The sequence below is a fragment of the Oceanobacillus kimchii X50 genome, assembly GCF_000340475.1.
GTDB classification, from domain to species: Bacteria; Bacillota; Bacilli; order Bacillales; family Amphibacillaceae; genus Oceanobacillus; species Oceanobacillus kimchii.
The window spans coordinates 826,817-849,518 of the sequence record NZ_CM001792.1 but is presented as its reverse complement, the minus strand read 5'-3'; the positions used below and the strand labels follow the sequence as shown (position 1 = coordinate 849,518).

At 34.4% G+C, this 22,702-nt stretch carries 26 protein-coding genes, 1 riboswitch and 1 other annotated feature; of the genes, 7 read left to right on the top strand and 19 right to left on the bottom strand.

Annotated features, from left to right (window positions below):
- Positions 1–9 precede the first annotated feature (9 nt).
- Positions 10–738: a MurR/RpiR family transcriptional regulator gene (locus C794_RS04580; RefSeq protein WP_026133721.1), complete on the bottom strand. Its 729-nt coding sequence runs from the start codon at positions 736–738 to the stop codon at positions 10–12.
- A 91-nt stretch (positions 739–829) separates the two neighbouring features.
- On the opposite strand from C794_RS04580, the gene C794_RS04575 reads away from it, so the two are divergent.
- Complete coding sequence (locus tag C794_RS04575; protein ID WP_017795957.1) at positions 830–2,152, top strand: 6-phospho-beta-glucosidase; 1,323 nt, start codon at positions 830–832, stop codon at positions 2,150–2,152.
- A gap of 63 nt (positions 2,153–2,215) precedes the next feature.
- Here C794_RS04575 and C794_RS04570 read toward each other — a convergent pair whose 3' ends face one another.
- The 4 genes from C794_RS04570 to C794_RS04555 all read right to left on the bottom strand — a co-directional run bounded on the left by C794_RS04570 (position 2,216) and on the right by C794_RS04555 (position 5,159).
- Positions 2,216–3,073 (bottom strand): lytic polysaccharide monooxygenase, encoded by an 858-nt coding sequence (locus tag C794_RS04570; RefSeq protein ID WP_017795956.1) that lies wholly within the window; start codon positions 3,071–3,073, stop codon positions 2,216–2,218.
- A 435-nt stretch (positions 3,074–3,508) separates the two neighbouring features.
- Positions 3,509–4,078 carry an AAA family ATPase gene (locus C794_RS04565; RefSeq protein ID WP_017795955.1) on the bottom strand — a complete coding sequence of 190 codons (570 nt, stop codon included), beginning with the start codon at positions 4,076–4,078 and terminating at the stop codon, positions 3,509–3,511.
- Between the two features lie 16 nt (positions 4,079–4,094).
- The gene (locus tag C794_RS04560) at positions 4,095–4,601 is read right to left on the bottom strand and encodes a DUF3221 domain-containing protein (RefSeq protein ID WP_017795954.1); all 507 of its coding nucleotides are present in this window, start codon (positions 4,599–4,601) and stop codon (positions 4,095–4,097) included.
- Between the two features lie 12 nt (positions 4,602–4,613).
- Positions 4,614–5,159, bottom strand: coding sequence for a phosphotransferase-like protein (locus C794_RS04555; protein WP_083900513.1), 546 nt, complete (start codon positions 5,157–5,159; stop codon positions 4,614–4,616).
- 134 nt (positions 5,160–5,293) lie between these two features.
- Between C794_RS04555 and C794_RS04550 the strand changes: the two genes are divergently transcribed.
- The 5 genes from C794_RS04550 to C794_RS04530 all read left to right on the top strand — a co-directional run bounded on the left by C794_RS04550 (position 5,294) and on the right by C794_RS04530 (position 9,368).
- Positions 5,294–5,539, top strand: a complete 246-nt coding sequence (locus C794_RS04550; protein WP_017795952.1) for a phage holin — start codon at positions 5,294–5,296, stop codon at positions 5,537–5,539.
- A gap of 75 nt (positions 5,540–5,614) precedes the next feature.
- Positions 5,615–5,716: riboswitch (TPP riboswitch) on the top strand.
- A 96-nt stretch (positions 5,717–5,812) separates the two neighbouring features.
- Complete coding sequence (locus C794_RS04545) at positions 5,813–6,424, top strand: YkoF family thiamine/hydroxymethylpyrimidine-binding protein (RefSeq protein WP_017795951.1); 612 nt, start codon at positions 5,813–5,815, stop codon at positions 6,422–6,424.
- Positions 6,417–7,022 (top strand): ECF transporter S component, encoded by a 606-nt coding sequence (locus C794_RS04540; RefSeq protein WP_017795950.1) that lies wholly within the window; start codon positions 6,417–6,419, stop codon positions 7,020–7,022. Before C794_RS04545 ends, C794_RS04540 begins: the two co-directional genes overlap by 8 nt.
- Positions 7,003–8,586 carry an ABC transporter ATP-binding protein gene (locus tag C794_RS04535; protein ID WP_017795949.1) on the top strand — a complete coding sequence of 528 codons (1,584 nt, stop codon included), beginning with the start codon at positions 7,003–7,005 and terminating at the stop codon, positions 8,584–8,586. The genes C794_RS04540 and C794_RS04535 overlap by 20 nt, the downstream gene beginning before the upstream one ends.
- A complete protein-coding gene (locus C794_RS04530; RefSeq protein WP_017795948.1) occupies positions 8,583–9,368 on the top strand; it encodes an energy-coupling factor transporter transmembrane component T family protein in 786 nt (261 codons plus the stop codon). The genes C794_RS04535 and C794_RS04530 overlap by 4 nt, the downstream gene beginning before the upstream one ends.
- 265 nt (positions 9,369–9,633) lie before the next feature.
- On the opposite strand, the gene argS is transcribed toward C794_RS04530, so the two are convergent.
- From argS to C794_RS20805, 8 genes are all read right to left on the bottom strand, one after another.
- The gene (gene argS / locus C794_RS04525) at positions 9,634–11,322 is read right to left on the bottom strand and encodes an arginine--tRNA ligase (RefSeq protein WP_017795947.1); all 1,689 of its coding nucleotides are present in this window, start codon (positions 11,320–11,322) and stop codon (positions 9,634–9,636) included.
- 43 nt (positions 11,323–11,365) lie between these two features.
- Positions 11,366–11,586 (bottom strand) — a binding site (T-box leader).
- Between the two features lie 219 nt (positions 11,587–11,805).
- Entirely contained in the window at positions 11,806–13,437 is a 1,632-nt protein-coding gene (locus C794_RS04520) for a purple acid phosphatase family protein (protein WP_017795946.1), read from the bottom strand.
- Between the two features lie 103 nt (positions 13,438–13,540).
- The gene (locus C794_RS04515) at positions 13,541–14,128 is read right to left on the bottom strand and encodes a CalY family protein (RefSeq protein WP_017795945.1); all 588 of its coding nucleotides are present in this window, start codon (positions 14,126–14,128) and stop codon (positions 13,541–13,543) included.
- A 73-nt stretch (positions 14,129–14,201) separates the two neighbouring features.
- Positions 14,202–14,774 carry a signal peptidase I SipW gene (gene sipW, locus C794_RS04510; protein ID WP_017795944.1) on the bottom strand — a complete coding sequence of 191 codons (573 nt, stop codon included), beginning with the start codon at positions 14,772–14,774 and terminating at the stop codon, positions 14,202–14,204.
- A gap of 73 nt (positions 14,775–14,847) precedes the next feature.
- Complete coding sequence (locus C794_RS04505; protein ID WP_017795943.1) at positions 14,848–15,288, bottom strand: hypothetical protein; 441 nt, start codon at positions 15,286–15,288, stop codon at positions 14,848–14,850.
- A gap of 550 nt (positions 15,289–15,838) precedes the next feature.
- Positions 15,839–16,096, bottom strand: coding sequence for a hypothetical protein (locus C794_RS04500; RefSeq protein ID WP_017795942.1), 258 nt, complete (start codon positions 16,094–16,096; stop codon positions 15,839–15,841).
- Positions 16,097–16,117: 21 nt separating this feature from the next.
- Positions 16,118–17,023, bottom strand: a complete 906-nt coding sequence (locus tag C794_RS04495; RefSeq protein WP_017795941.1) for a diacylglycerol/lipid kinase family protein — start codon at positions 17,021–17,023, stop codon at positions 16,118–16,120.
- 158 nt (positions 17,024–17,181) lie between these two features.
- Complete coding sequence (locus C794_RS20805) at positions 17,182–17,358, bottom strand: hypothetical protein (RefSeq protein ID WP_017795940.1); 177 nt, start codon at positions 17,356–17,358, stop codon at positions 17,182–17,184.
- A gap of 113 nt (positions 17,359–17,471) precedes the next feature.
- Between C794_RS20805 and C794_RS04485 the strand changes: the two genes are divergently transcribed.
- Positions 17,472–18,380 carry a nuclease-related domain-containing protein gene (locus C794_RS04485; protein WP_017795939.1) on the top strand — a complete coding sequence of 303 codons (909 nt, stop codon included), beginning with the start codon at positions 17,472–17,474 and terminating at the stop codon, positions 18,378–18,380.
- 337 nt (positions 18,381–18,717) lie between these two features.
- On the opposite strand, the gene C794_RS20295 is transcribed toward C794_RS04485, so the two are convergent.
- From C794_RS20295 to C794_RS04455, 6 genes are all read right to left on the bottom strand, one after another.
- Entirely contained in the window at positions 18,718–18,906 is a 189-nt protein-coding gene (locus C794_RS20295) for an LPXTG cell wall anchor domain-containing protein (protein ID WP_230199334.1), read from the bottom strand.
- Positions 18,907–18,943: 37 nt separating this feature from the next.
- Entirely contained in the window at positions 18,944–19,573 is a 630-nt protein-coding gene (locus C794_RS19675; RefSeq protein ID WP_230199318.1) for an NUDIX hydrolase, read from the bottom strand.
- A 211-nt stretch (positions 19,574–19,784) separates the two neighbouring features.
- Positions 19,785–20,258: an ASCH domain-containing protein gene (locus C794_RS04475; protein ID WP_017795938.1), complete on the bottom strand. Its 474-nt coding sequence runs from the start codon at positions 20,256–20,258 to the stop codon at positions 19,785–19,787.
- Between the two features lie 62 nt (positions 20,259–20,320).
- Positions 20,321–20,608 carry a hypothetical protein gene (locus C794_RS04470; protein WP_077595894.1) on the bottom strand — a complete coding sequence of 96 codons (288 nt, stop codon included), beginning with the start codon at positions 20,606–20,608 and terminating at the stop codon, positions 20,321–20,323.
- A 444-nt stretch (positions 20,609–21,052) separates the two neighbouring features.
- The gene (gene phaZ, locus C794_RS04460) at positions 21,053–21,889 is read right to left on the bottom strand and encodes an intracellular short-chain-length polyhydroxyalkanoate depolymerase (RefSeq protein ID WP_017795935.1); all 837 of its coding nucleotides are present in this window, start codon (positions 21,887–21,889) and stop codon (positions 21,053–21,055) included.
- Between the two features lie 104 nt (positions 21,890–21,993).
- Positions 21,994–22,623: a class I SAM-dependent methyltransferase gene (locus C794_RS04455; protein ID WP_017795934.1), complete on the bottom strand. Its 630-nt coding sequence runs from the start codon at positions 22,621–22,623 to the stop codon at positions 21,994–21,996.
- Positions 22,624–22,702 lie beyond the last annotated feature (79 nt).

Below are 22,702 nucleotides of genomic sequence, written 5' to 3'. Positions count from 1 at the left end.
GAATAAAACTTAAGTATTAATATATTTATACGTTTCTTTAGCTAGACTTTCTAATAAATGAATGACAGGTATTTGCGTAGTCAGATTGAATGTTTCACGATACTCGGTAGAAACGAAATAAGAAAGATTGTAATCGGATAACTTTGCCAAAGTACAGTCGGGGTAATTGGTTATACTAATTATTTTTGTTCCTTCTTCCTTTGCTCTATTTGCAATATTTATGATAGATTCCGTTTCACCAGAAACAGATAATACAATAGCAACACTATTTTCCAAAGAAGAAGTGTACATTGGAAAATAAGGATCATTTATATGCAGTGAAAATTTTTTTAAAGCAGAAAAATACCTAGAACCATATTCTGCTAGAATACCCGATGTTCCACTTCCAATAAAAATAATTGTTTGTGCAGCAGCAATGGATTGAGATATTGTACTAATTCGCTGATTATAGTCATGTTGCATTGTACGTTCTAAGTATTCTGTTAAAGAGGTAGTAGAATGAATAAAACTTAAATTTTCCGTTTGATTCATGTACATTTTTAGTTGAACTTTGAATTCGGTAAATCCATCATATCCAAGCTTTTTACAAAAACGCAAAATACTAGTTGGTGAAACATGCGTTTCATTAGCTAAGTCTCTAATACGCATATAAATCACTTTTTCTGGATGAGTTACGATAAAATTATATAAAGAGAACTCTAGATCGGAGAATTCAGTAATTTCAATATTGGTAAACATCATGCATTCACTCGCCATTTCTTTAGTATGTATATTTATTATAAATCAGATTTTGATAATTTAAAATTATTAGAAGGGATGTTTTCATTTTATGAATGGAATTAAAATTGTCACTATAGGTGGAGGATCAAGCTACACTCCTGAACTTATTGAAGGTTTTATTAAGCGTTATGAAGAATTACCCGTGAATGAAATCTGGTTAGTAGATATTGAAGCAGGAAAAGAAAAGTTAGAAATTGTAGGTGAATTAGCAAAAAGAATGGTAAAAAAAGCAAATGTACCTATCGATATTCATCTGACACTTGACCGAAAAAAAGCACTTAAAGACGCAAACTTTGTGACCACACAATTTCGTGTTGGACTGCTTGAAGCTAGGGCAAAAGATGAACGGATCCCTTTAAAATATGGAGTAATTGGGCAAGAAACAAATGGGCCAGGTGGATTATTTAAAGGACTTCGAACTATTCCTGTCATTCTAGATATTGTCAAAGATATGGAAGAACTATGTCCAGATGCATGGTTAATTAACTTCACAAACCCAGCCGGAATGGTTACTGAAGCTGTGCTGAGACATACAAATTGGAAAAATATTGTTGGTCTGTGCAATGTGCCAATCGGAATGAAAATGATGGTTGCAAAATTTTTAGAAGTTGAGGCACATCGAGTGGAAATTGACTTCGCTGGCCTCAATCATATGGTCTTTGGTTTACATATTTATGTAGACGGAAAAGAATCTACATCTGATGTATTAAAGCGAATGACAGAGACAAATTCGACTGGAACAATGGAAAATATCATTGACTTAGGTTGGGAACCCTCTTTCGTTGAAGGACTAGGTGTACTACCATGTCCATACCATCGTTATTATTTTAAAACAGATGAGATGCTTGACAATGAAAAAGAAAATGCAGCTTCAAGCGGTACTCGTGCAGAAGTAGTAAAAAAATTAGAAGATGAATTATTTGAACTGTATAAAGACCCGACTTTATCAATTAAACCACCTCAATTGGAAAAGCGGGGCGGAGCATACTATAGTGATGCTGCATGTAGCTTAATTGATTCAATATACAATGATCGTAGAGACATTCAACCAGTAAATACGATTAATCGTGGTGCGATTCAAAGTATTCCTTATGAGTCTGCAGTTGAAATCAGTTGTGTTATTACCAAAGAAGGACCAAAGCCGCTTATCATGGATGAGCTTCCTGTATCAGTTCAAGGATTAGTAAGTCAAATCAAGTCTTTCGAAAGAGTAGCATCTGAGGCTGCTATTTCAGGTGATTACAACAAAGCGCTTTTAGCAATGACGATTAATCCCCTTGTACCATCGGATACGATTGCTAAGAAGATTCTAAATGAAATGTTAGAAGCACATAAAGATTATCTACCAAACTTTTTTAAAAAAGTTCAATAACAATGAAAAGTTCCGACCATTTTAGACTAGTGATCGGAACTTTTTTCTTATTATATAATTCTATTAATACGCAAAAGTATTCCAAGCAGTAATTGATTCAAAAGCATCTTGAGATGTAGTCGCGCTTGTAACTACTTCTTCCCAAACTTGAGAGTTACCAGGAGTCTCTCCTCTGGTCCACCATTTCGCTTGATATAATTTACCATTATAAGTTACTTGGTCACCACCAACATATACCGTACTAGCATTCCATTCCGGCACATCTGGTAATTCAGGTTCTTCTGGATTACCTGGATCTGGATCAGGATTACTAGATTCACCACCAAAATTAGCATCAATAACATTATAGAAAGCATTTGCCGTATCATCTACGTCCCAAACTCCCAAGATCACATGATATCCTGATCGTTCTGGTATAGTTACTTGATGCGTAACTGTTTGCCCTGGTCGTGCTCCACCATCATAGATTTCATAAAATGGTACTAATTCAAATTGATCTCTTGTAAGTGGTTCATTTGGATTCCAATCGGGTTTTGTAATGTAATAATGCCATTTTGTAGTTGCATGCATCGCAGTTAGATGCCAAGTAAACGTGTTGGTTCCCCAGTTCAAATTAACTTTTTCCCAACGGTCTGCAGATTGCTCATCTAATTCTGGAAAAGCTCCTCCAGCAGATGCAATTTGTCCATCAGGAATACTTGGCCCTGGAAATCCTTTTGGTGCTTCAAGACTTTGCGGTTCCCATTGAATCGCTCCACATTCCGTATTCACTTGTTCGTGACATAATAGACTCCTTGATTGTGGTTCTTCGATGTAACCATGTGCAGAAGCTGTTTGCCAAGCAACAAACGTAAAAAAGGCGAGTGTAGCAATAGATGTTCCCAATAATTTCATCGACTTTGTTCTAAACACTGCTTTCATGTTACTCCTCCTTTAAAAATATTAGCGGTATTAATACATGAGAAAACAATTTCATAATTGAATGAGTTTGTAAGCGCATACGAATAGATTTCAGTCAAAACGAAGTATTATTTGCTTCATTTATAAGTGGAGTATCACAGCTATGAAATTGATTAAATTGCATTAATTTTCTGAACCGCCTATATTTTTATATCTTACATGGACGTTTTGAAAGCGTCAACAAAGATTATAATGTTTTACAATAATGTAAAATTTTAACATGAATGTAATTTTAAAGGATTTTATTCTTTACGATTTCAATTAATAAGTCATCATTAATTGCTATAAGTTATAAATAATATGTTATTAAACATTATAACGATATCATATTTAAATATTATGTTTTACTAGTATGTGAATAATTCAAAAAACAGTTCGTTAGAATACTATTTCCGACTAATTTTCGAATTGAGAACTAACTATTTCTTGTATTTTATGAATAACTAGATCTGTATCCATTTCATGTGTTATCCGGAAAAAGTAATCTGCTTCATTTTCATTAGGTTCTTGAATATCGTCATCTTTAGCATCTTCACATTGACGTGCCAAAACCTCTTCAAAATTACTAGCAAATCGAAATATATTCGTTTTACGTGTAGATGTTTGAACCCGTTTCAAAAGAACGTCATCTGGTATATCAAAATGAACGATAACTGGGATTAATTCATTATTTCTATACCACTGGATTAAGTGTTGTCTTCTAATTTTGTTTCGATTCGAGTTACAAATAATTAGGTGATCGTTTGTGTGTTCCACCGCATAAGCAACCACTAGCTTTGATACGGCGTGTTTCAATATATTTGGTCCCGATTTGGGCTGCAAATTCGAGTAATATTGATTAATGAATTCTGCATGGTTATCTTGATCGACAATGATTGAATTAGTAAGTTGTTTATTCAATAATTTGGCAAAGGTGGATTTACCACTATGTGTCTTTCCTACAGTGATAATGACATAGCGTTTCATTTCATAAACTCCTTTATTACTTTCTTCGGTCAATTACTACTACATCAACAACCTCTCCAATCTGTGCTGGATAGGATTCCATAATTCCACCCTTGAAGGTCACTTTTATATAGTCACCATTTTGTAGGTCCGTTTTTGTATTGTTAGAGAAAGAGACAAGAGCATTTAAAGGATCTAATTGCTTAAAATACTCTACATATTCTTCTTTTGGTTCATCTTTACCATGGACAAAAGCTTGATTACGATAATAGTCAAAATGGTGACTCATATAGTAAATGTACTCTGATTCTTCCTCAAAATTTTCGAACGAATCACGCATATCGATATAACCATTGAAATAATATCCTTGCAGAGTTCCTTCTTGTTCATTTATAGGAATTTCATGATCTTGCATATCTGAATCGTTTAAGTTGGAGGTGCCCGAAGACGGTTGATTGGAACTAGGTAGTATAAAAAATGTAACCATACCAAGAAAAGTAAGAAATACCAATCCAGTCAAAAATATAATAAGCACTTTCTTCACCAAAGCCACCCTCTAATTGATTATTTGAAGAATCTTTTGAGCTATTTGTTTACTAGAGATACACGAAGTATCAAATTGATATGTTGATAAATTGCTCTTATAAACTGCGTGATCCCAACGATAAACATATTCTGGCACCTGTTTACCGTCCCATTCTTGTCTCCATGTTTGATTTCTTCTTTCCATCACAACATCAGGTGGACAATATATAGTAAAAAGATGCACATTTTCTTCGTTGAGTATTTTTTTCATTTCATCGTATGGATTAAATTCAATATGATAATCTGTATGAAAACCTACATCGACAATAACGTGAAAACCTTGGTTATTATAACAAGCAACTGAATGAAACAAAGCAATGTATAGATTTTTTACGGTCCCTTCTATTTCAGGAAACTCCTTACCAGGTCTCAATCCCATTCCAGGCGAAAATTTTTTATCTATCATGGTTGCTGTTTGATCTACCCCTAGATTAATCCATATTTCCTTTGATAGTGATTGAAGTTCTTTTATAACACTTGATTTTCCTGCTCGTGGTACGCCATTTAAAAATACAATTTTCCCTTTCAGTTTTCATCCTCCTTTCCTTCTTCATATAACGATATCTACTACATCAATTATAACAAAATTTTCCGAACTTAATCATAACTTATACGTGCACTCCATATTTATTAATTAAGGAGGGATTGTCCATGAGAGCAGCTTTAGAAAGTATCAATAATAAATGGGTCCGCCTGTTTATACTTATCGTTGTATTTGCTAATACAGTATCTATGATATTTGGCCATCAACTCATTCCTTTTACGAATGAAGAAATTGCCACGGGATTATCAGTACTGGCATTAGCATTGTCGGAGATTTGGAATCATTGGAAAAACAATAGCTATTCAAAGAGCGCAAAAGAGGCAGACAAGTATTTAAAACAATTAAAAATATAAAATAAAATGAATGGTTTACATTTGATTGAATATTGCTTATGATGAAACTACAATAAACAAAACTGCATATTCTATCGTACGCACTAGGGGTGCTATTTTTATGGCTGAGAAGGCAATGCCTGACCCTTATAACCCGAACTAGATAATACTAGCGTGGGGAAGTGTAGTTCGTTGTATGGATATATATTTACGATTCTTTTCATTGACATACACAAACTGCATTCCCTTAGGAGTGCAGTTTTTTTATTACCCAATAATAAGGAGGAAGACAAGATGACAAAAATTTGCAGTACAAGCAGGATTACAGGATGCCAATTTACTTTATTTCCAATGAGTAATGACTTTGTAGATATTATTTTATCTACCCTTGAAGAAGTGGACACGTCAAAAGTATGGAAAGAAACTGATGATGTAACTACATGTATTCGCGGAAAATCGATTCATATCTTTGATGTTACAAAGTCTATATTCTTACATGCAGCAAAAACTGGAGAACATGTAGCAATGAGTGGAACATTTTCTATTGGATGCCCAGGTGATTCTTCTGGAGATGTATATATGGAAGAGTCTGATATATTAATGAACGAATCCGACTCAATAAGCCTGAAACAACAAGCAGGATGTAAATTTTCTCTTTATCCTCTTGGACGTGAAGATTATATGGATAAAATCTATGAACAAATCGATTTATCGAAAAATACAGGTGTAAAGGTCAGTCACTCTCATTATGCAACACGGCTTGATGGAGATGTAAATGCTATTTTCTCTGCACTGCAACAATCATTTGATAATGTGCAAAAAGTCGTATCACATGTGACGATGACGTTTACTATATCTGCAAATAGTCCTTCAAATAAAGATTATAAGGTGGATAGCGATGACTAAAAACTGGAAATTAAAAGATGTTGTCTTAATGTCAATGCTAGGAGTGGTTTTTGGATTAATTTATCTTGCTTTCTTTGGAGTGGGAAATATATTGTTTGGAGCGTTAACTCCATTAGGGTTAGGCCCATTAGGTTATGAATTTATATTTGGGATATGGTTTATTGTATCTATTGTTGCTGCGTACATTATCCGAAAACCAGGAGTCGCTTTTACTTCTGAAACGATTGCCGCTCTTACAGAAGTACTAATTGGATCTACTTCTGGACCAACATTAATATTATCTGGTATGGTACAAGGTCTCGGGGCAGAACTTGCTTTCGCAGCTACTGGTTGGAAAGATTATCGCCTAAGAATACTTATATTTTCAGGAATCGGTGCCGCAGTGATCAGTTTTCCTTACCATTACTTCATGTCTGGATACGATGCATATGCCTCATGGTTAGTAGGATTAATGTTTGTCACTCGAATTATAAGTGGCGCAATCTTATCTGGTCTTCTTGGAAAAGTAATAGCTGATCAACTTGCCTCAACTGGAGTGCTGAGTGGATATCCACTAGGAAGGGAGCGTCAGAAAAAACGTGAACAAAGAGCTTCTTGACCAACCTCTTTTTAAATTAAATAATTTTTCATTCTTTTATAATACAAACCAAACTGCTAGTATTAACCAGCTATCTCTATCGATTTATGAGAATGAAATCACTATTCTTATGGGGGCCAGCGGTTCAGGGAAAAGTACTTTAGCGCTTTGTTTAAATGGACTTTATCCAGAAGCCGTAGAAGGAACCACGAAAGGAACTCTTTTGTATAAAGGGAAGACTATTGCTGATTATCCAAGAGGTGTTATTAATCAAGAAGTTGGTATCGTATTTCAAGACCCTGAAAGTCAATTTTGTATGGTTCGAGTAGAAGATGAACTAGCTTTTGTGTTAGAAAATCTTTCTATTCCACGTTCTGAGATGAAAAGAAAAATAACGAATGTGTTGCAACAAATAGGAATGCTCGAGTACATGAATACCGACATTCACCATTTATCCGGAGGACAAAAACAAAAAATCGCTTTAGCATCCGTCTTATTAATGGAACCAAGATACATTATCTTAGACGAACCTACAGCAAATCTTGACCCTATGTCAAGGTTAGAATTTATTGAGCTTATTATTGCAATACAAAAGGAAACAAATATCGGCATACTAGTTATTGAACATCAAGTCGATGATTGGGAAATCTATGCGCACCGGCTAGTCGTTTTGAGTAAGGAAAGTCAAATTCAACTAGATGAAAAGCCCAAAACAGCTTTTGAAGTACATCAAAATGTACTGGAAAAACATCAAATCGCAATTCCAATGAAGTATCTTGATAATCCATCAACGACTAGGAAAGTAGCGCACAAAAAAACTATGGATGTGTGTTTAGAAGTTCATCATCTTCACTATTACCAGAAGAAGTCTGCTATATTGAATGAAATCTCTTTTTCTATTAACCAAGGTGAGTTTATGGCGATTTTAGGAGAAAATGGTGCGGGAAAATCAACCCTACTGCAATGTTTAATCGGATTAAAAAAATATTACAGTGGCAGTATCTTGTTTCAAGGAAAAGAGCTACAAGATTTGGATAGAAAAACATTATCGAAACATACTGGGTTTGTTTTTCAACAACCTGAGCATCAATTTATTTGTGATACAGTATTTGATGAAGTCGCTTTTGGTATGCGTTTAAACAATTATTCTACTAGTGAAATTAATAAACGTACTATTCCGTTACTGCGGGCATTTCGTCTTTTAGATCATCAATGGAAGAATCCTTTTACATTGAGTGGCGGTCAAAAGCGTCGTTTGAGTGTAGCTACGATGTTAGATGAAACACCAGACTTACTATTATTTGACGAACCTACATTTGGTCAAGATGCTCATACAACAAAGGAACTGATGAATATGATATTGGATCTTCAAGGTCAAGGGACCGCTATTATTTTTGTAACACATGATATGGATTTAGTAGATACATATTGTGAACGGGCATTAGTGATAAATGAAGGAAGAGTATGCTTTGACGGAAGCCCGCAATCACTTTGGAATCAGAAAGAGTTATTACAAGATGCTAGATTGAGAGAACCTTATCGCGTTCGTGAGTGCCGAAATCGAAATGTGGTGCATGTACGATGATAGAGAATAGAAATCCTAGCATGAAAGCTGTGGCAGTTTTAATTCCCGGGATATTTCTTAGTTTCTCTTTCGATATTGTTACACCATTAATCTATTTATTGTATATTTTAGCGATAACATTTTTTCTAGCAAACATCCCATTGAAGAGATGGTTACTCATTTTCATGCCACTTTCGTTGTTTGCGATATCACTCGCTTGGATGACGATGCTTTACACCGATGAATCCTATGCAACTGGAGACGTCGTATTTAAATTTCTTTGGTTTGAAATAACTACAGGTAGTGCTGAAGTCGGGATAAGTCTTGCACTACGATCTTTATGTTTTATAGCGTTATCCTTATTATTTGTATTCACTACCAATCCTACGAATTTCATGTTGAGTTTAATGCAACAATGTAAATTATCTCCAAAATTAACCTATGGTATATTAGCTGGTTATCGCTTTTTACCAACGTTACAACATGAATTTGAATTACTGAAACAAGCGCATCGTATCCGTGGAATTAGCAGAGCAGAAGGCTGGAAGAATCGAATACAAAATATGAAACAATATGCTATTCCATTACTTGCTAACTCGATAAGAAAAGCCGAACGAGTTGCAATTGCAATGGAATCCAAAGGTTTCACGGGAGAACGTGAGCGTACGTACTATCATCAAATGAAGATTAATAGGAACGACTGGATATTCCTATTTGGAATGATTTCTGCATTAATCGTAGCTTATTACACATCGTATGAGCTAGGTTACTTGAATATATTTGGGAATGAGGTTGGGAGATAGTAAAAAGTTCAAAAGACAAATAGTAAGAATAAGCGTAAGAACTATACGGAACTCGTACAAATAAGGAATTCAATTTTCTGTGGTGTATAGCTATTTTTTAGGATACATGGATGACTGTTGGAGGAAGGCATAGATGAGTCCCGGAATGCGGAGCACCCGGAGGCTCACCAGCCGCCTCTGATAAGCAGAGTATATTCCTGTAACGGCGACGAATTGTATTACTATAATCGCCAAAAATACTACTTATACATTATCCTGATTTTTTTTACATAGCATCTGGCGCTTGAATTCCTAATAATCGCAGTCCTTCTTTTAAAACTGTTTTTACCGAATATACAAGTTGTAATCTCGCCTGTTTATTCTCCTCATCCCCTAAAATTCGTACATTCGCATAATACTTGTTGAATTCTCTTGCTAGCTCAATAAGGTATTTTGCTATTTTAGAAGGATCAGAAGCATTGTAAGCTTTCATAACTGTATCTTGAAGAGCCATAAGACGCGTAATTATAGGCCATGCTTCATTTATATCAACTACGCTAACATTGTTCGTTTCACGATATCCTCCTTTTTTCAGCAATGAATTCATTCTTGCATGGGTATATTGAATATACGGACCTGTTTCCCCTTCAAAACGCAACATGTCTTCTAAAGAAAATTCCACATCGTTGTGTCGATCATTTTTTAAATCATGGAAAATAACAGCTCCTACGCCAACCTGTCTTGCTACTTCCTCCTTCTTCTCTAATAAAGGATTTTTCTCCATAATATTATTATTTGCTAACTGAATTGCTTCTTGTAGTACTTCTTCTAATAACACAAGTTTTCCTTTTCGAGTAGACATTTTCTTTCCTTCTTTTAACATCATACCAAACGAAATATGCTTCATATTCTTAGCCCAATTATATCCCATTTTTTGTAGTACATAAGACAGCTGTGTAAAGTGCAGAGTCTGTTCATTGCCTACAACATATAAGGATTTTGCAAAATGATATGTTTCATAACGATAAATAGCAGCAGCTAAATCACGTGTTGCATATAACGTAGTTCCATCACGTTTTTGAATCAAACAAGGTGGTAAGTTTTCTTCCTCTAACGTAACAACTTTTGCTCCTTCCGATTCAATTAATAAACCTTTTTGCTGCAGTTCATGAACGACACGATCCATCTTGTCATTGTAAAAAGCTTCCCCATTATAAGAATCAAATGAAATCCCTAATAGCTCATAAATTCTTGAGAAATCTTTTAACGATTCTTCACGAAACCAACCCCATAATTCTTCAGCTTGTGCATCTCCATCTTCTAATCGCTTGAACCATTTTCTTCCTATATCATTGAGCTTAGTATCAACTTCCGCTTCTTCGTGAAAACGAATATAAAGTTGAAGTAATTCTTTAATTGGATTCGCTCGTACTTGATCCTCATTTCCCCATTTTTGATATGCCACCATTAATTTACCAAACTGTGTACCCCAATCTCCTAAATGATTGATACGAACCGTTTTATATCCTACTTTTTCTGCAATATTAGCAATTGCATTTCCAATTACGGTTGAACGTAAATGTCCCATTGAAAAAGGTTTTGCGATATTAGGAGACGAGAGGTCGATTGTGATTACTTTTTCTTCACCAAGATTTGAATAACCAAAATTTGTTTTTTCCTTACTAATTTGTTGGAGAATTTTTTTTGTGAATAAAGCTTTATTCAGAAAAACATTGACATATGCTCCCACTGCCTCTACCCGCTCAAAGTAAATAGAATTTATTTCTTCGACTAGCTGTGTCGCAATTTCTTGAGGATTTTTTCTATAATTACGTGCTAATTCAAAACAAGGAAAAGCTAAATCCCCCATCTTTGCTTGTTTTGGTTTTTCAATTAAAGAATATAATCGTTCCTTCTTTAAATTCCCGTCCATGCATTCATATAATGATTGAACGAAGATTTGTTTTGCATCCATTAGTTATTCCTCCTAAAAAACTCTCGCCTCTTTTTCTATTTGAAAAAGAGACGAGAGTCTATAATCCCGTGGTACCACTCCACTTGTAATTTAATAATTATTACCGCTTTAGTTGATAACGAGGTCATCCCCGTCTTATTCTACTCCAATTTTTCGAACAAGAGTCTCCAAAGTGCGGTTCATTACTGCTTAATGACTAGGCTCTCACTTCCCCTAGTTCGCTGTGCACGCTACAGCAATTACTCTCTTTGTCATCGACGATGTAATATTTAAGATTATTATACTTATTTTATGGATAAATGCAACAGTAAAATACAATGACTAACCTAGCTAGTTTAATCATTTTACACATTAAAATATTCTAGCTTAGGGAACAGTTGTTGTCACCCTCTTACTATAATTAAGATTAAGAAACAAAATAGAACATCCCTTGCAGCAAATTTTCATTCGGCCACAAGAGATGTTTTTTAATTGGTTTTAACTTTATCCCCACTGCTCAATTAATTCTTCCGCGCTAGCTTTAAGTGAATTAAAAGCATTCTCAGTGATTAATTGTTCTTCTTTTATAACTTCCAATAACTCTATAAAACTATTCATGTGTTTTATCGCCTTATCCACTGATTGTGCCTCTTGGTAATGCCCTACGGAGGTCAAGTGAGTTTGTAAATGTCTACCTGTTTCTTGACTCGTAATATCTCCCGAAACTAAAAATTCGTCCACTTGTGTTTGCACTTGTTCGATAGAAGATTCAATAGGTTCTTCTTCCGATCCTTCTGCTTCTGTAACTTGTTTTTGACCATCAGACTGTTTTGTCATTGTAAACTCATCGAATAATTCACCCAAAGCGTTATATGATTCATATTTCAGCTCTTCACCATCAACGTAAATATGTTGATACATCTGGGTATCTTCTGCCCCGCTTCTCACATATGCGTTATTTTCCTCCCAAACTACTTCAGATCTATCATACATTTTTGGACCAGATACAGAGTTAACGAACATCGTACCAGTAGTGTACTCTCTTTCCCCATTTTGTTCATTACTCAAATGTCCTCGAGCGTACGTGTGATCATGACCTTGAAAAACTAAGTCTACATTGTGCTTTTCGATTACAGGAAGTATCGCTTCACGAAGCTCTACGTTATCACGTCCCTCACCAGAAGAAAAAATGGGATGGTGAAACGTAATGACTGTCCATTGATTCGGATTATTCTCAAGAACTTCATCTAACCATTCTGCTTGCTGATCAATATCTGCATATCCGACATTTGAATCTAAAGAGATAATTCGCATATCTTGGTAATCCCAGTAGCCCACTTGCTTTTCTAATCCCTCGGGACCGTTACCAGGATATGCAAATTGAGGCCCCCAATATTCGGACAGTTTTCTAGGTTCATTTGTAGTTCTATAATACTCATGGTTCCCTGCTGTCGCAATACTAGGTACCATACCGTTTATCCATCCAGCTCCTTCGTACCACTCACCCCATTGCTGATCTGCGTCACCGTGATTAATCATATCTCCAGCATGCACAATAAAGCTCGCATCAGCTAAATCTGAATAAGCACTACGCATCACGCGTGACCAATGTTCTTTTATATCATTTTGAGCGTCACCCATGTAAATAAATGAAAATGGCTCATCTTCAGCTGCTGCTGTAGTGAACTCATACCACTCACTCCAGTTTGCACCATCACCTACGCGGTACAAGTATTGCGTACCTGGTTCAAGACCTTCAAAATTCACTGTATGGTATTGATTCGTATAGCCAAGGTTTGCCTCAATTTCTTCACTAGTTTCTGCCTCAACCGTTAACGTATTACTTGTAAAATTAGGACCTTCTTCAGCTGCTGCAATCTCTGCAACAGGAGTCGTAACACTATCATCCGTTCTCCATGAAACAGACTGAGTAGTAGTTGTATCGCCTTCCCATCCTAATAAAACTCGGTCTGGAACCGGACTAGGTTTGTACGTTTCTGCATCTGGATGCTCTTGTTGATCGGCCACAGCTACTGCACTTGGTAAGATAATCCCCACTGCAAGCAACGCAGCTATGGAACGCTTTTTCAATTTCAAATCTTTCTCACCTTTCAAATCTCTTATTACATTTTTCATAATTAAGTTTCCTCCCTGAAAAAATCAAGATTCTTAGTTTATTAGAGCAATAAAAAAATTACATTATCAGTTCGCCAATTTAATAGATAATCACTTTTTTCATTTAGATATCTTTTCCATCACCTTGCGTAGCAATAAATGTCCATTCAAGGTTTAAAGCGTCACCCTGGAACTGATTTTGGTCTTCCCCGTTATCATTGAAATTGAATTGAACCACAAAGTCATGGGAGTCTCCTGCTGCAAGACCTTCATCACCAATTGCTGGATAAAAAATATGCTCATTAATCGCTTCCGGTGTCATTTCTTGCAATTCTGCCAATGTTGTTTGGTAAATCACTTCATCCAAGTTATTTACGTTATAAAGAAATTCTACTACTATGTGTTCTCCGAAATCCTCCGAATTATCACCCTGTGCATCTTCAACAGTATAATTAGTTTCTAAATATACTGTGTTAATGTCGAGTGTGCCACTGTTATGAAGTTCAAAGTCACGAACCATCGAATCTCCAGGGGCCATATTTCCAACATTAATAATCTCCGTTGGCTTCGCTGTTAGATCCAACGTGCCCGCAGCGAATGTGTTGCTTGTTTCTACGGTGTCACTAAAGTATGCGAATGTTCCCCCTCCTATTAATGATAACCCCAGTACTGCTGTCACCACACCCATGCCCAATTGCTTTTTGATTCCCATCATGATTCCTCCTTAAGATATTTGATTTTATTTGTGAACGCTTCATCAGGTGAAAGACCTGAATAAGGCGGAGTCACTGATTATTACTTACTTCCGGTTCTTGTTTACTTGAGGCTTCTAATTGCCTTAACGCTCGTCCAATATTGATAATCGAATAGCCAACTAGTATTACGCCGGGTAAGATCAATAAGAAAAGTGCACCCTCTTTTGAATTGGCAAATTGAGTCACATATCCTGCATACGGAATGGTGAACCCGGTGTATTGCCCTACGATACTCTCAGCGAGCACCAACTCAGAATCTGCTCTATTGTTGTTATCACCTTTAGTCACATATTGCGCTCCATTATCCTTTACTTCATCAACTCTGTGAGTGATTACCATTCCATCAGAATTATGAAAAGTAATGATGTCACCCTTTTGAAATTCTGTAATATTTTCTTTTGCTTGAATAGCAATGATGGATCCGGTTTGAAATTCTGGCTCCATGGATCCAGATAAAACTGTTTTTAATTGATAACCGAATACATTTGGCTCTCCATCGGTTGCTTGATGAAAAATCACTGTGAACGCCGTAACAATCAGTAATATAGAGAGCACGGTTGTTATCAGACCACTGGTTAACTTTTTCATTCTTCTCCACATCATCGAATACCACCTCATATATTTTATTTCCTTGAATTTTTCTTATTTAAATGGCGTTGATAGAAAACTTTCTACGCTATGATGCATCGCCTGTTGTATCGTCAAGTTCTGCATCTGTATCTTTCTCTGGTGATTCATTTTCATCTTTCTCACTTTTCTCTACTGCATCTTCTGTTAATGGCTTGTTGGAATCGTTTGTTTCCTCAGCTGATTGCTTGTTCGTGCCATTCGTTGATTTATAATTTGGTTCATCTATTGATTGCTTGTTCATACTATCTGTTGATTCATTTTCTAATTCATTATCAATTGTTTCATCTGTTTTATTAGCTTCGTCATCATCCTCATATCCTGCAAATGGATCGGTAGCCAAAATATATCCTTGCAACAACTCCGTTTCAGCCCGGAATACGGCGGTTGTTGGTGATGTTACCAACGCAACAATATAAATGGATAAAAACAATATGGCGAATAATTGAAAAGGTATATTGAATTTTATCTTCATATGGTGTTTTTTCACGTAATCACTCCTAGAAATTTAGAGGTGTGTTTGGTATGTGAAAGTACTCTTACATTTTTGAATATATGTAATACTATTTACACTTCCATTTTTAATAGATTCTCTTTCTCTATTTGAAGTATAGTGGAGTACTATTAATAGATTGTGGAGTTAACGTTAATGTATTGTAAATTAAGAAAATAAAAATTTTTCATAATTATAACGTAATGGGTTTAAAGTATTGATTATCCAATACCATATAAAATAATTAGATATTTTGGATTGTTAAAAGAGATTTATTTGGGTAAAAAGGTTTGTGTTAGAAGTGATTGGAGAACTGTGAAATAAAAGAGAAATCAATGATAAATGACAAAAATGCACCCTTCAATAAGGGTACATCTTTTTGTTACATAATTATTTAGTAATTTTTAATTGATAGCATCCACCCAGTTTATTTACTTAATTTTCCACCTAAGCTTTTCATCCTTTTGCAATTAGCAAGCAATCCTGAACCATCTGTAATATTATCAAAAGGAAGTCCAAGCTAACCATAGCTTGGACTTCCTTTTGATTAATTTATGTTTAATTTTTTGCTGAACAACAATGTAATCGCATAAGCGATGAAAATGGATAAAACCCCAAAAATTAGGACAGGAGCTAAAGCAATTGAACTCGATCCGAAAGTAATTTCAGGTAAGAGTCCTTCAATACTAAGCCACACTTCCGATATATTAGGTACATATAATGTCGTTAAAATCATACCCGAGCCTACTTGTAAGACAAAATATACTATAATCACACTACAGATAAATAATGCTGCTTTTTTCATACAATCCCCTTTCTTATTCATCTAAACTGTGCCAAATGCTTCATCACCTATAACTACATTTAGATGTTTTGGTAGTATTGTAATTTCAGAAGGTGTTTGCGTCAACACCTCTCCATCACTATCAATATTTTGCTCTGGCGAACTCTCCACGTGAAGTTTACTTGTTCTAAAATAAATAACTTCATCGTTTCTATTATCTGGGTAATCATTTTGCATTTGCGTTTCTAACCATGTCCAAAAGTGTTGTAACTTCGCTAACTTAATAATAAGTACATCAAATTTTCCATTTTGAATATCAGCATGAGGGAAAAATGACTTCATACCACCTAGAAAAGGTCCATTGCCAACGACCATCATTACCGCTTCCCCATCATAGTTCATTTCCTCACTAGTTATTTTCAGTTGAAATGTTTCATTCTGAAAAACAACTTTGGAAGTATTGATGTAATATGACATTTTTCCAAGTAACTTTTTATTTCCTCCATCCATTTCTTCAGCTACTTTAGATATTAGTCCAATTCCCCAGAAGTTCAGGAAATAATAATCATTGTATTTTCCCACATCAACTGTTTTTGTTTGTTTTTGTACTATTTGTTCCAGTGCAACCAGCGGATTTTGATTCATTCCTATTGTTCTAGAAAAATCATTACATGTACCGCCTGGCAATACCGCAAAGGTTGGTCGATGATCTAATGGAGCAAGAGCATTTACAAGCTCAAATATTGTTCCATCTCCACCTCCACCAATAATTAAATCCAATTTACTATAGATTTTTTCAATGATCTTTTTACCGTCGCCTTCTTTTGCTGTAGTATATACGGTAACTTCTTCAAAAACATCTTTTAATCTCGCTTCAATTGTATTTATTTCATTCTTTAATTTTTGATTTCCTGCATTTGGATTTATTATGACTGCAACTGTCTTCATTAATCCTCTCTCCTTATCGAGCTTCTTCTATTATCATTCCCTAATTTTTATGATCTTGATCATTTTTTTAATGAAGAGGTTATTTTCAACTAAAAAGCCGTTACAAAATGAAGACCGAATGTAAGTAAGTCAGCCATCCAAAGATTTTCAATATTTGGTTACACTTTAGGACTTTTATTTTCCTTTAAGATTTTAAGAATATTTTTTAAAGTGCCATGAATATTCTGCAACGCCACTAATATAATCCCTAACATAATAAACGTGACGATCTCTCCAGTGAAAAATGCAAGTACTGCGAGTAGAATAGCATAAAGTGTGAAAAGTAAATAATTCATTAGACCACCCTTTATAACCGTTTCTTAAAATTATATCATTCTTTTTTCACTAGTTCATATACTTGTCTAAATATTCATATATAATAGAGGAAAAATAGGAAAGGAATTGATTTATGATTACAAAGCGCAGAGAAAAAACAAGGGATTTAATGTTGTATGATTTATTGGTTCACAGAATGGATTTCTCTAATAAAGAACGGCAAATCTATGAAAAGATAAAACAAGGATATGAAGGAGAAAGAAGATTCGACCAATTATGTGATGAGATCGATGGTAATAACTTAATACTACAAGATTTATTGTTTACACATAATAATACAACTTTCCAAATCGATTCGGTGATTATTACTAAAGATACAATTTATTTATTAGAAATAAAGAACTATAAAGGCGAATATATTTATGAAAATGATAGGTTAATTAAAATGCCGAATATTGAAATTATACAACCGCTTCATCAACTGCATCGAAGTGAAGCATTATTTCGTAATTTGATGACAGGATTTAAATATACTCTCCCTATTAAGTCTTTGGTTATCTTTATACATCCTCACTTCACACTATATCAAGCTCCTGTAAAAACCCCCTTTGTCTTACCAACTCAAGTCCAATCATTTGTACAAAAAATCAAGCGTAATTCCACCAACATAATCATTAAACATCAACAACAGATCGCTGAACAACTACTAAAATTGCACACCTCTCCATCTCCTTTTCAAAATACCCCTAAATACCAATACAAAGATCTTAAAAAAGGAATTTACTGTCATGATTGTAATCACTATTTTAATCATGCTAATGGTAAATATCTTGTATGTAACTATTGTGGTAAAAAGGAAGATGTGAATACTAGTGTACTTAAAAGCGTGGAAGAAATAAAAGTTCTCTTTCCTGATTTAAAAATTACTACAAACAGAGTTCAAGATTGGTGCGCTATTATTTCTTCAAAAAAACGGATACGCAAAATACTAAGTGAGAACTATGAGGTAAAGGGAAATAGTCAATGGACTTATTATGTATAAAAGTGATTGTACAGTAAACAAGAAATGATTAAATGAGTTACCTTTTTTCTCGATATCAAGAATTTTGGTAACTCATTGGCTCTATGAGTTACCTTTTTTCTCGATATCAAGAATTTTGGTAACTCATTGGCTCTATGAGTTACCTTTTTTTCTCGATATCAATATTTTTCGGCACTCATCGGCTCTATGAGTTACCTTTTTTCTCGATATCAATATTTTTCGGCACTCATCGGCTCTATGAGTTACCTTTTTTCTCGATATCAATATTTTTCGGCACTCATTAACTCTATGAGTTACCTTTTTTCTCGATATCAATATTTTTCGGCACTCATCAGCTCTATGAGTTACCTTTTTCGGATAAATCCACAGCTAACTTTCTTTTCCGTTGAAAGAATAAAATTCCCGCTCCTGTTAATATAATGACGATACCTATTGTTAAATAGTTATATAGATTCGTTGCAGTATTTGGAAGTGTTGTAGTCCCTTTAGTCTTGTTGTTATTATTTGGTTCAGGATTTTTATTTATGTCTGAACCTTTTACTGCTTCTCCTCCAGTATTGTCATTATCTTCTTGTATTATCGAATTCTCCCTTTAACGTATCAATCCCCTTATCTTTACAGTAACTTATTTGCCTATTAATTTGCGGCCCCAAGTTAAATAATCTTTCGCCATATAATAAGCATGTGCAGGTAAATAATTGAGTTTTAAGAGAGCTACTACGGAGCATATGACCAAATGTATCAAAATTAAACAGATGAACATTTATATCCTCGATATCATCTAAGTTTTGTTCCTTCTCTTTTTCAGCATCTAGTATTAAAAATGTTTTAATTTTATTTGTTTGTGTTGCAGGATTCACCATAAATTCTCCTAATAAGATTGGTCGATGAGGTGAAATATAGCCTGTCTCTTCCATTACCTCTCGTACAATACCCGCTTCACAGGTTTCAAATTCTTCAAGATTCCCTGCAGGTATCTCTAAAAATGTATCATTTCCTGCATACCGAAATTGTTCAACGATTACAATTTCTTTCTCCTTAGTTATCACTACAGCATTAACCCAATCAGGATATTCATTTACATGATAAGCTTCGATTATTGTTCCGTCTAATAATTCACAATTATCTTTTCTGATGTTTCCAAAATCACTTTTATGTATGTATTCAGATTGCAAAGTCTTCCATTTTTCCAATGTCCTTCTTACCTCCATTAACTAACTTATATATTTGGCGAATATAATTGTTTAGCTAAAACTGGAAAATATTTAGATCTTAATTTATATGTTGCAATAACTCTCTTCTTAATATCAGTCGGAATCGCACTAATTGCATTTATTATAAACAAAGGGAATTCTATTGCTCTCTGGTAGTGATCCACTACTTCTCTATTATCCTTCTAATCAATTACTTACTTTTTTGTTTATAAACTAATTCAAATCTTTCACAAACAACTGGAATATCATCACTAAATTCTTTGCCAATTCGTTGCAGCTCCCTAGTAAAAAAAGCTTCATGAACTTCTTGCCAATAGCGCAAAGAACGATCTCCTTCCCCTTCTAAATAAGCATGTTCTTCTGTTACTTCATGATAAGGTACTATTTCTACATCCGTAGTAACAATGATTGCAACTGCCTCTCCATCGCTATTGAGAATAATATTGTGCAGCCCTCGTTCAGGCAATGAATCACCATCAACTAGATAGTTTCTATAGCTTGATGAGGTAGCCGTTTTCTTCCCTTCCATTACTAATTTTGCGAGCCCGTCAGCGTGATCTGGAGCATCTCCAAATGCCCATACATCTACTTCATCAAAATTCGGAGTATCTCTTTGTATTTTTGTATAGTCATTCCACATATCTTTTACAGATTGTTCATTCATCTATATCATCCTTCTAAGTTTTTTTGTGTTTTCAGTACGAATAAATAATAACCGGAGCGCCTCTAAAAATTATCAAAACCTTTTATATAATCATATACCCATCGTATTTCAATTGGACCATTCACTACTTTATAATAGTCACCATTATTATTTATCGACATTAATTGATTTTCATAAATACTAGCCATGACGACCTCGTTCTCGGTCCTAATTTCAATCATAAAACCAGTCTCTTTACTGACATCGGAATTCCAATCTCGATCGTTTATCTTCTTCACTTGGTATTGACTAAGAAATTCCACCATCTTCTTAACTGCTTGATGATCTTCTGTCATCTTTTGATGATTCACGAATACCGATTCAAAACTAGATTTATCGTATTCGAGTAGTCTTTTAGACTTTTCGTTTTATATTCATTCAGCATGCTAACTGAAAAAACAATGATTGGTATAAACATTAGTACAGTAATAAAGTATAATAAATTTTTTTCTCTGCTAACTTTCTCTTTAAAATAGAAGTGGTTAGTTTTTCAGATATAAATATGGTTATCGGGAGGACAATAACTACCAATATGACTATCGCGATAATATCTATCACACTATTCCATTTTTCTATATGGGCAGTAAAAAAGAGATAAATAGATTTTGAAATAAAAAAAGTAAACACAACCAAATATAGTGTAATGATAATAAATAGCAATTTACTCTTATTCAATTATTTACCTCTTTTTTTGAAAAATCAATCATTTAATGATAATCTAACTATAACTAAAATTGATAATACAGTAAACGTATTTAAGAAGTTATATCTAAAAAAGAATCTACTTCTGAAATGACGCTGTCAATATTATCAACTAATGGAGCATGCCCTGTATTCAGTTGTTTATAAATAAAAGATACATTATTCTCTTTCATTTCATCCATTAATTCTAATGTCATTGTCTCCGAAACCATTAAATCATACCTTCCCCATAAAATAAGAATTGGAGAAGTAATATTTTTTAGGTTGCGGCTTATATCAAACTTATTTGCCGCATTGGCTACATCGATTATATTCCGTTGATTCAATGCTGCTTCGATGTACTTCTTAAATCTAGTTTCCTCTGGTTTTTTAATAACAAACATTAGTTGTAACATAGCAGCTTCAAAAAATGACCTTTCTTTGTTCGTTTGCGCTTGAAGCATTCTATTGATCATTGGATCAACTGAAATTTCCTCCCTTGTGGTCATTCTTTCTCCATTCGAATTTAATGCTGGATAACCTTTGGTAGAAATAGAATTAAGTAGAGTTACTGATTTCACCCTTGTTGGATAATTAGCTGCAAATTGCATAGCCACACCCCCACCATTCGACCAACCCATCACATGACACATTTGAATATGTAATGCATCACAAAATAATCTTATATCTTCTGCAAAATCGTTAAAAGATTCTATTGGTGTATGATATGTAGATTGTCCATACCCACGCAAATCTAAGGCATAAATCGTATATTTCATCGTTAACTGTTCCATTAATTTATCCCAATGATCTGAAGAGGCAAAATTTCCATGGATCAATAAGAGTATAGCTTCTCCACCATTTCTTTTTTTGTAATGTATTGTTTCTCCATTAGTTATCGTAACCTTCATCCAATCCCCTCCCGTAACTTTAACTGTTTATTATATTCCACTTCACCATAGAAATGAACAGCAAAAAGGCAAGAATTTAGTATTTTTCCCAAAGCTGCCTAAACTTACTTTTCATCTTTCCTACAAATAATCATCGTAAATTTCATCGACGGTTTATTATTACTATCTTTATTTGGCTCTTCCACATCGAAAAAATCTACTAACCCATAATCTTTAAAATCTTGATCGATGGATTCCGCATCATAAAAATACAACTTCACACCGTCCTTTGTCTCAAAGTAGTCTTTACCCAATTGTTTCCCTTTACCATACATGGGAGCTTCTTTTGAAACAGTTGTGAATATCATATATCCATTTGGCTTGAGTTGACTAAAGCAATCTCGGAAAAACTGTTCTCTTTCCTCTTTATTTAGTAAGTGGATTAGTGCATGAGAAAATAACCCATCGTATTGCTTGTTATCAAAAGGCATATCACTCACAGGACCATGAAAAATAGGAATATCTAATCCATTTTTTCTAGCGAGATCGATTGCTGTTTTTGATATTTCTATGCCAGTAACATCTATTCCTTCTTCTATGAATACTTTCGCATTTCGCCCATATCCGATCCCTGGTAATAAAACCTCCTTTACATTTTTATCGATAAAGATGTCTTTTGCTTTAATAGCAGAATCAGTTGGTTGATATCCCCACATCGCTTGTTTTTCTATAAAACTTGCTTCCCAGAATTCCATTATATTTCTATCTCCTTTATACTTCATAATAATTACAGATATAATTACTCTTTAATAACTATAATTGTAATTATATTTT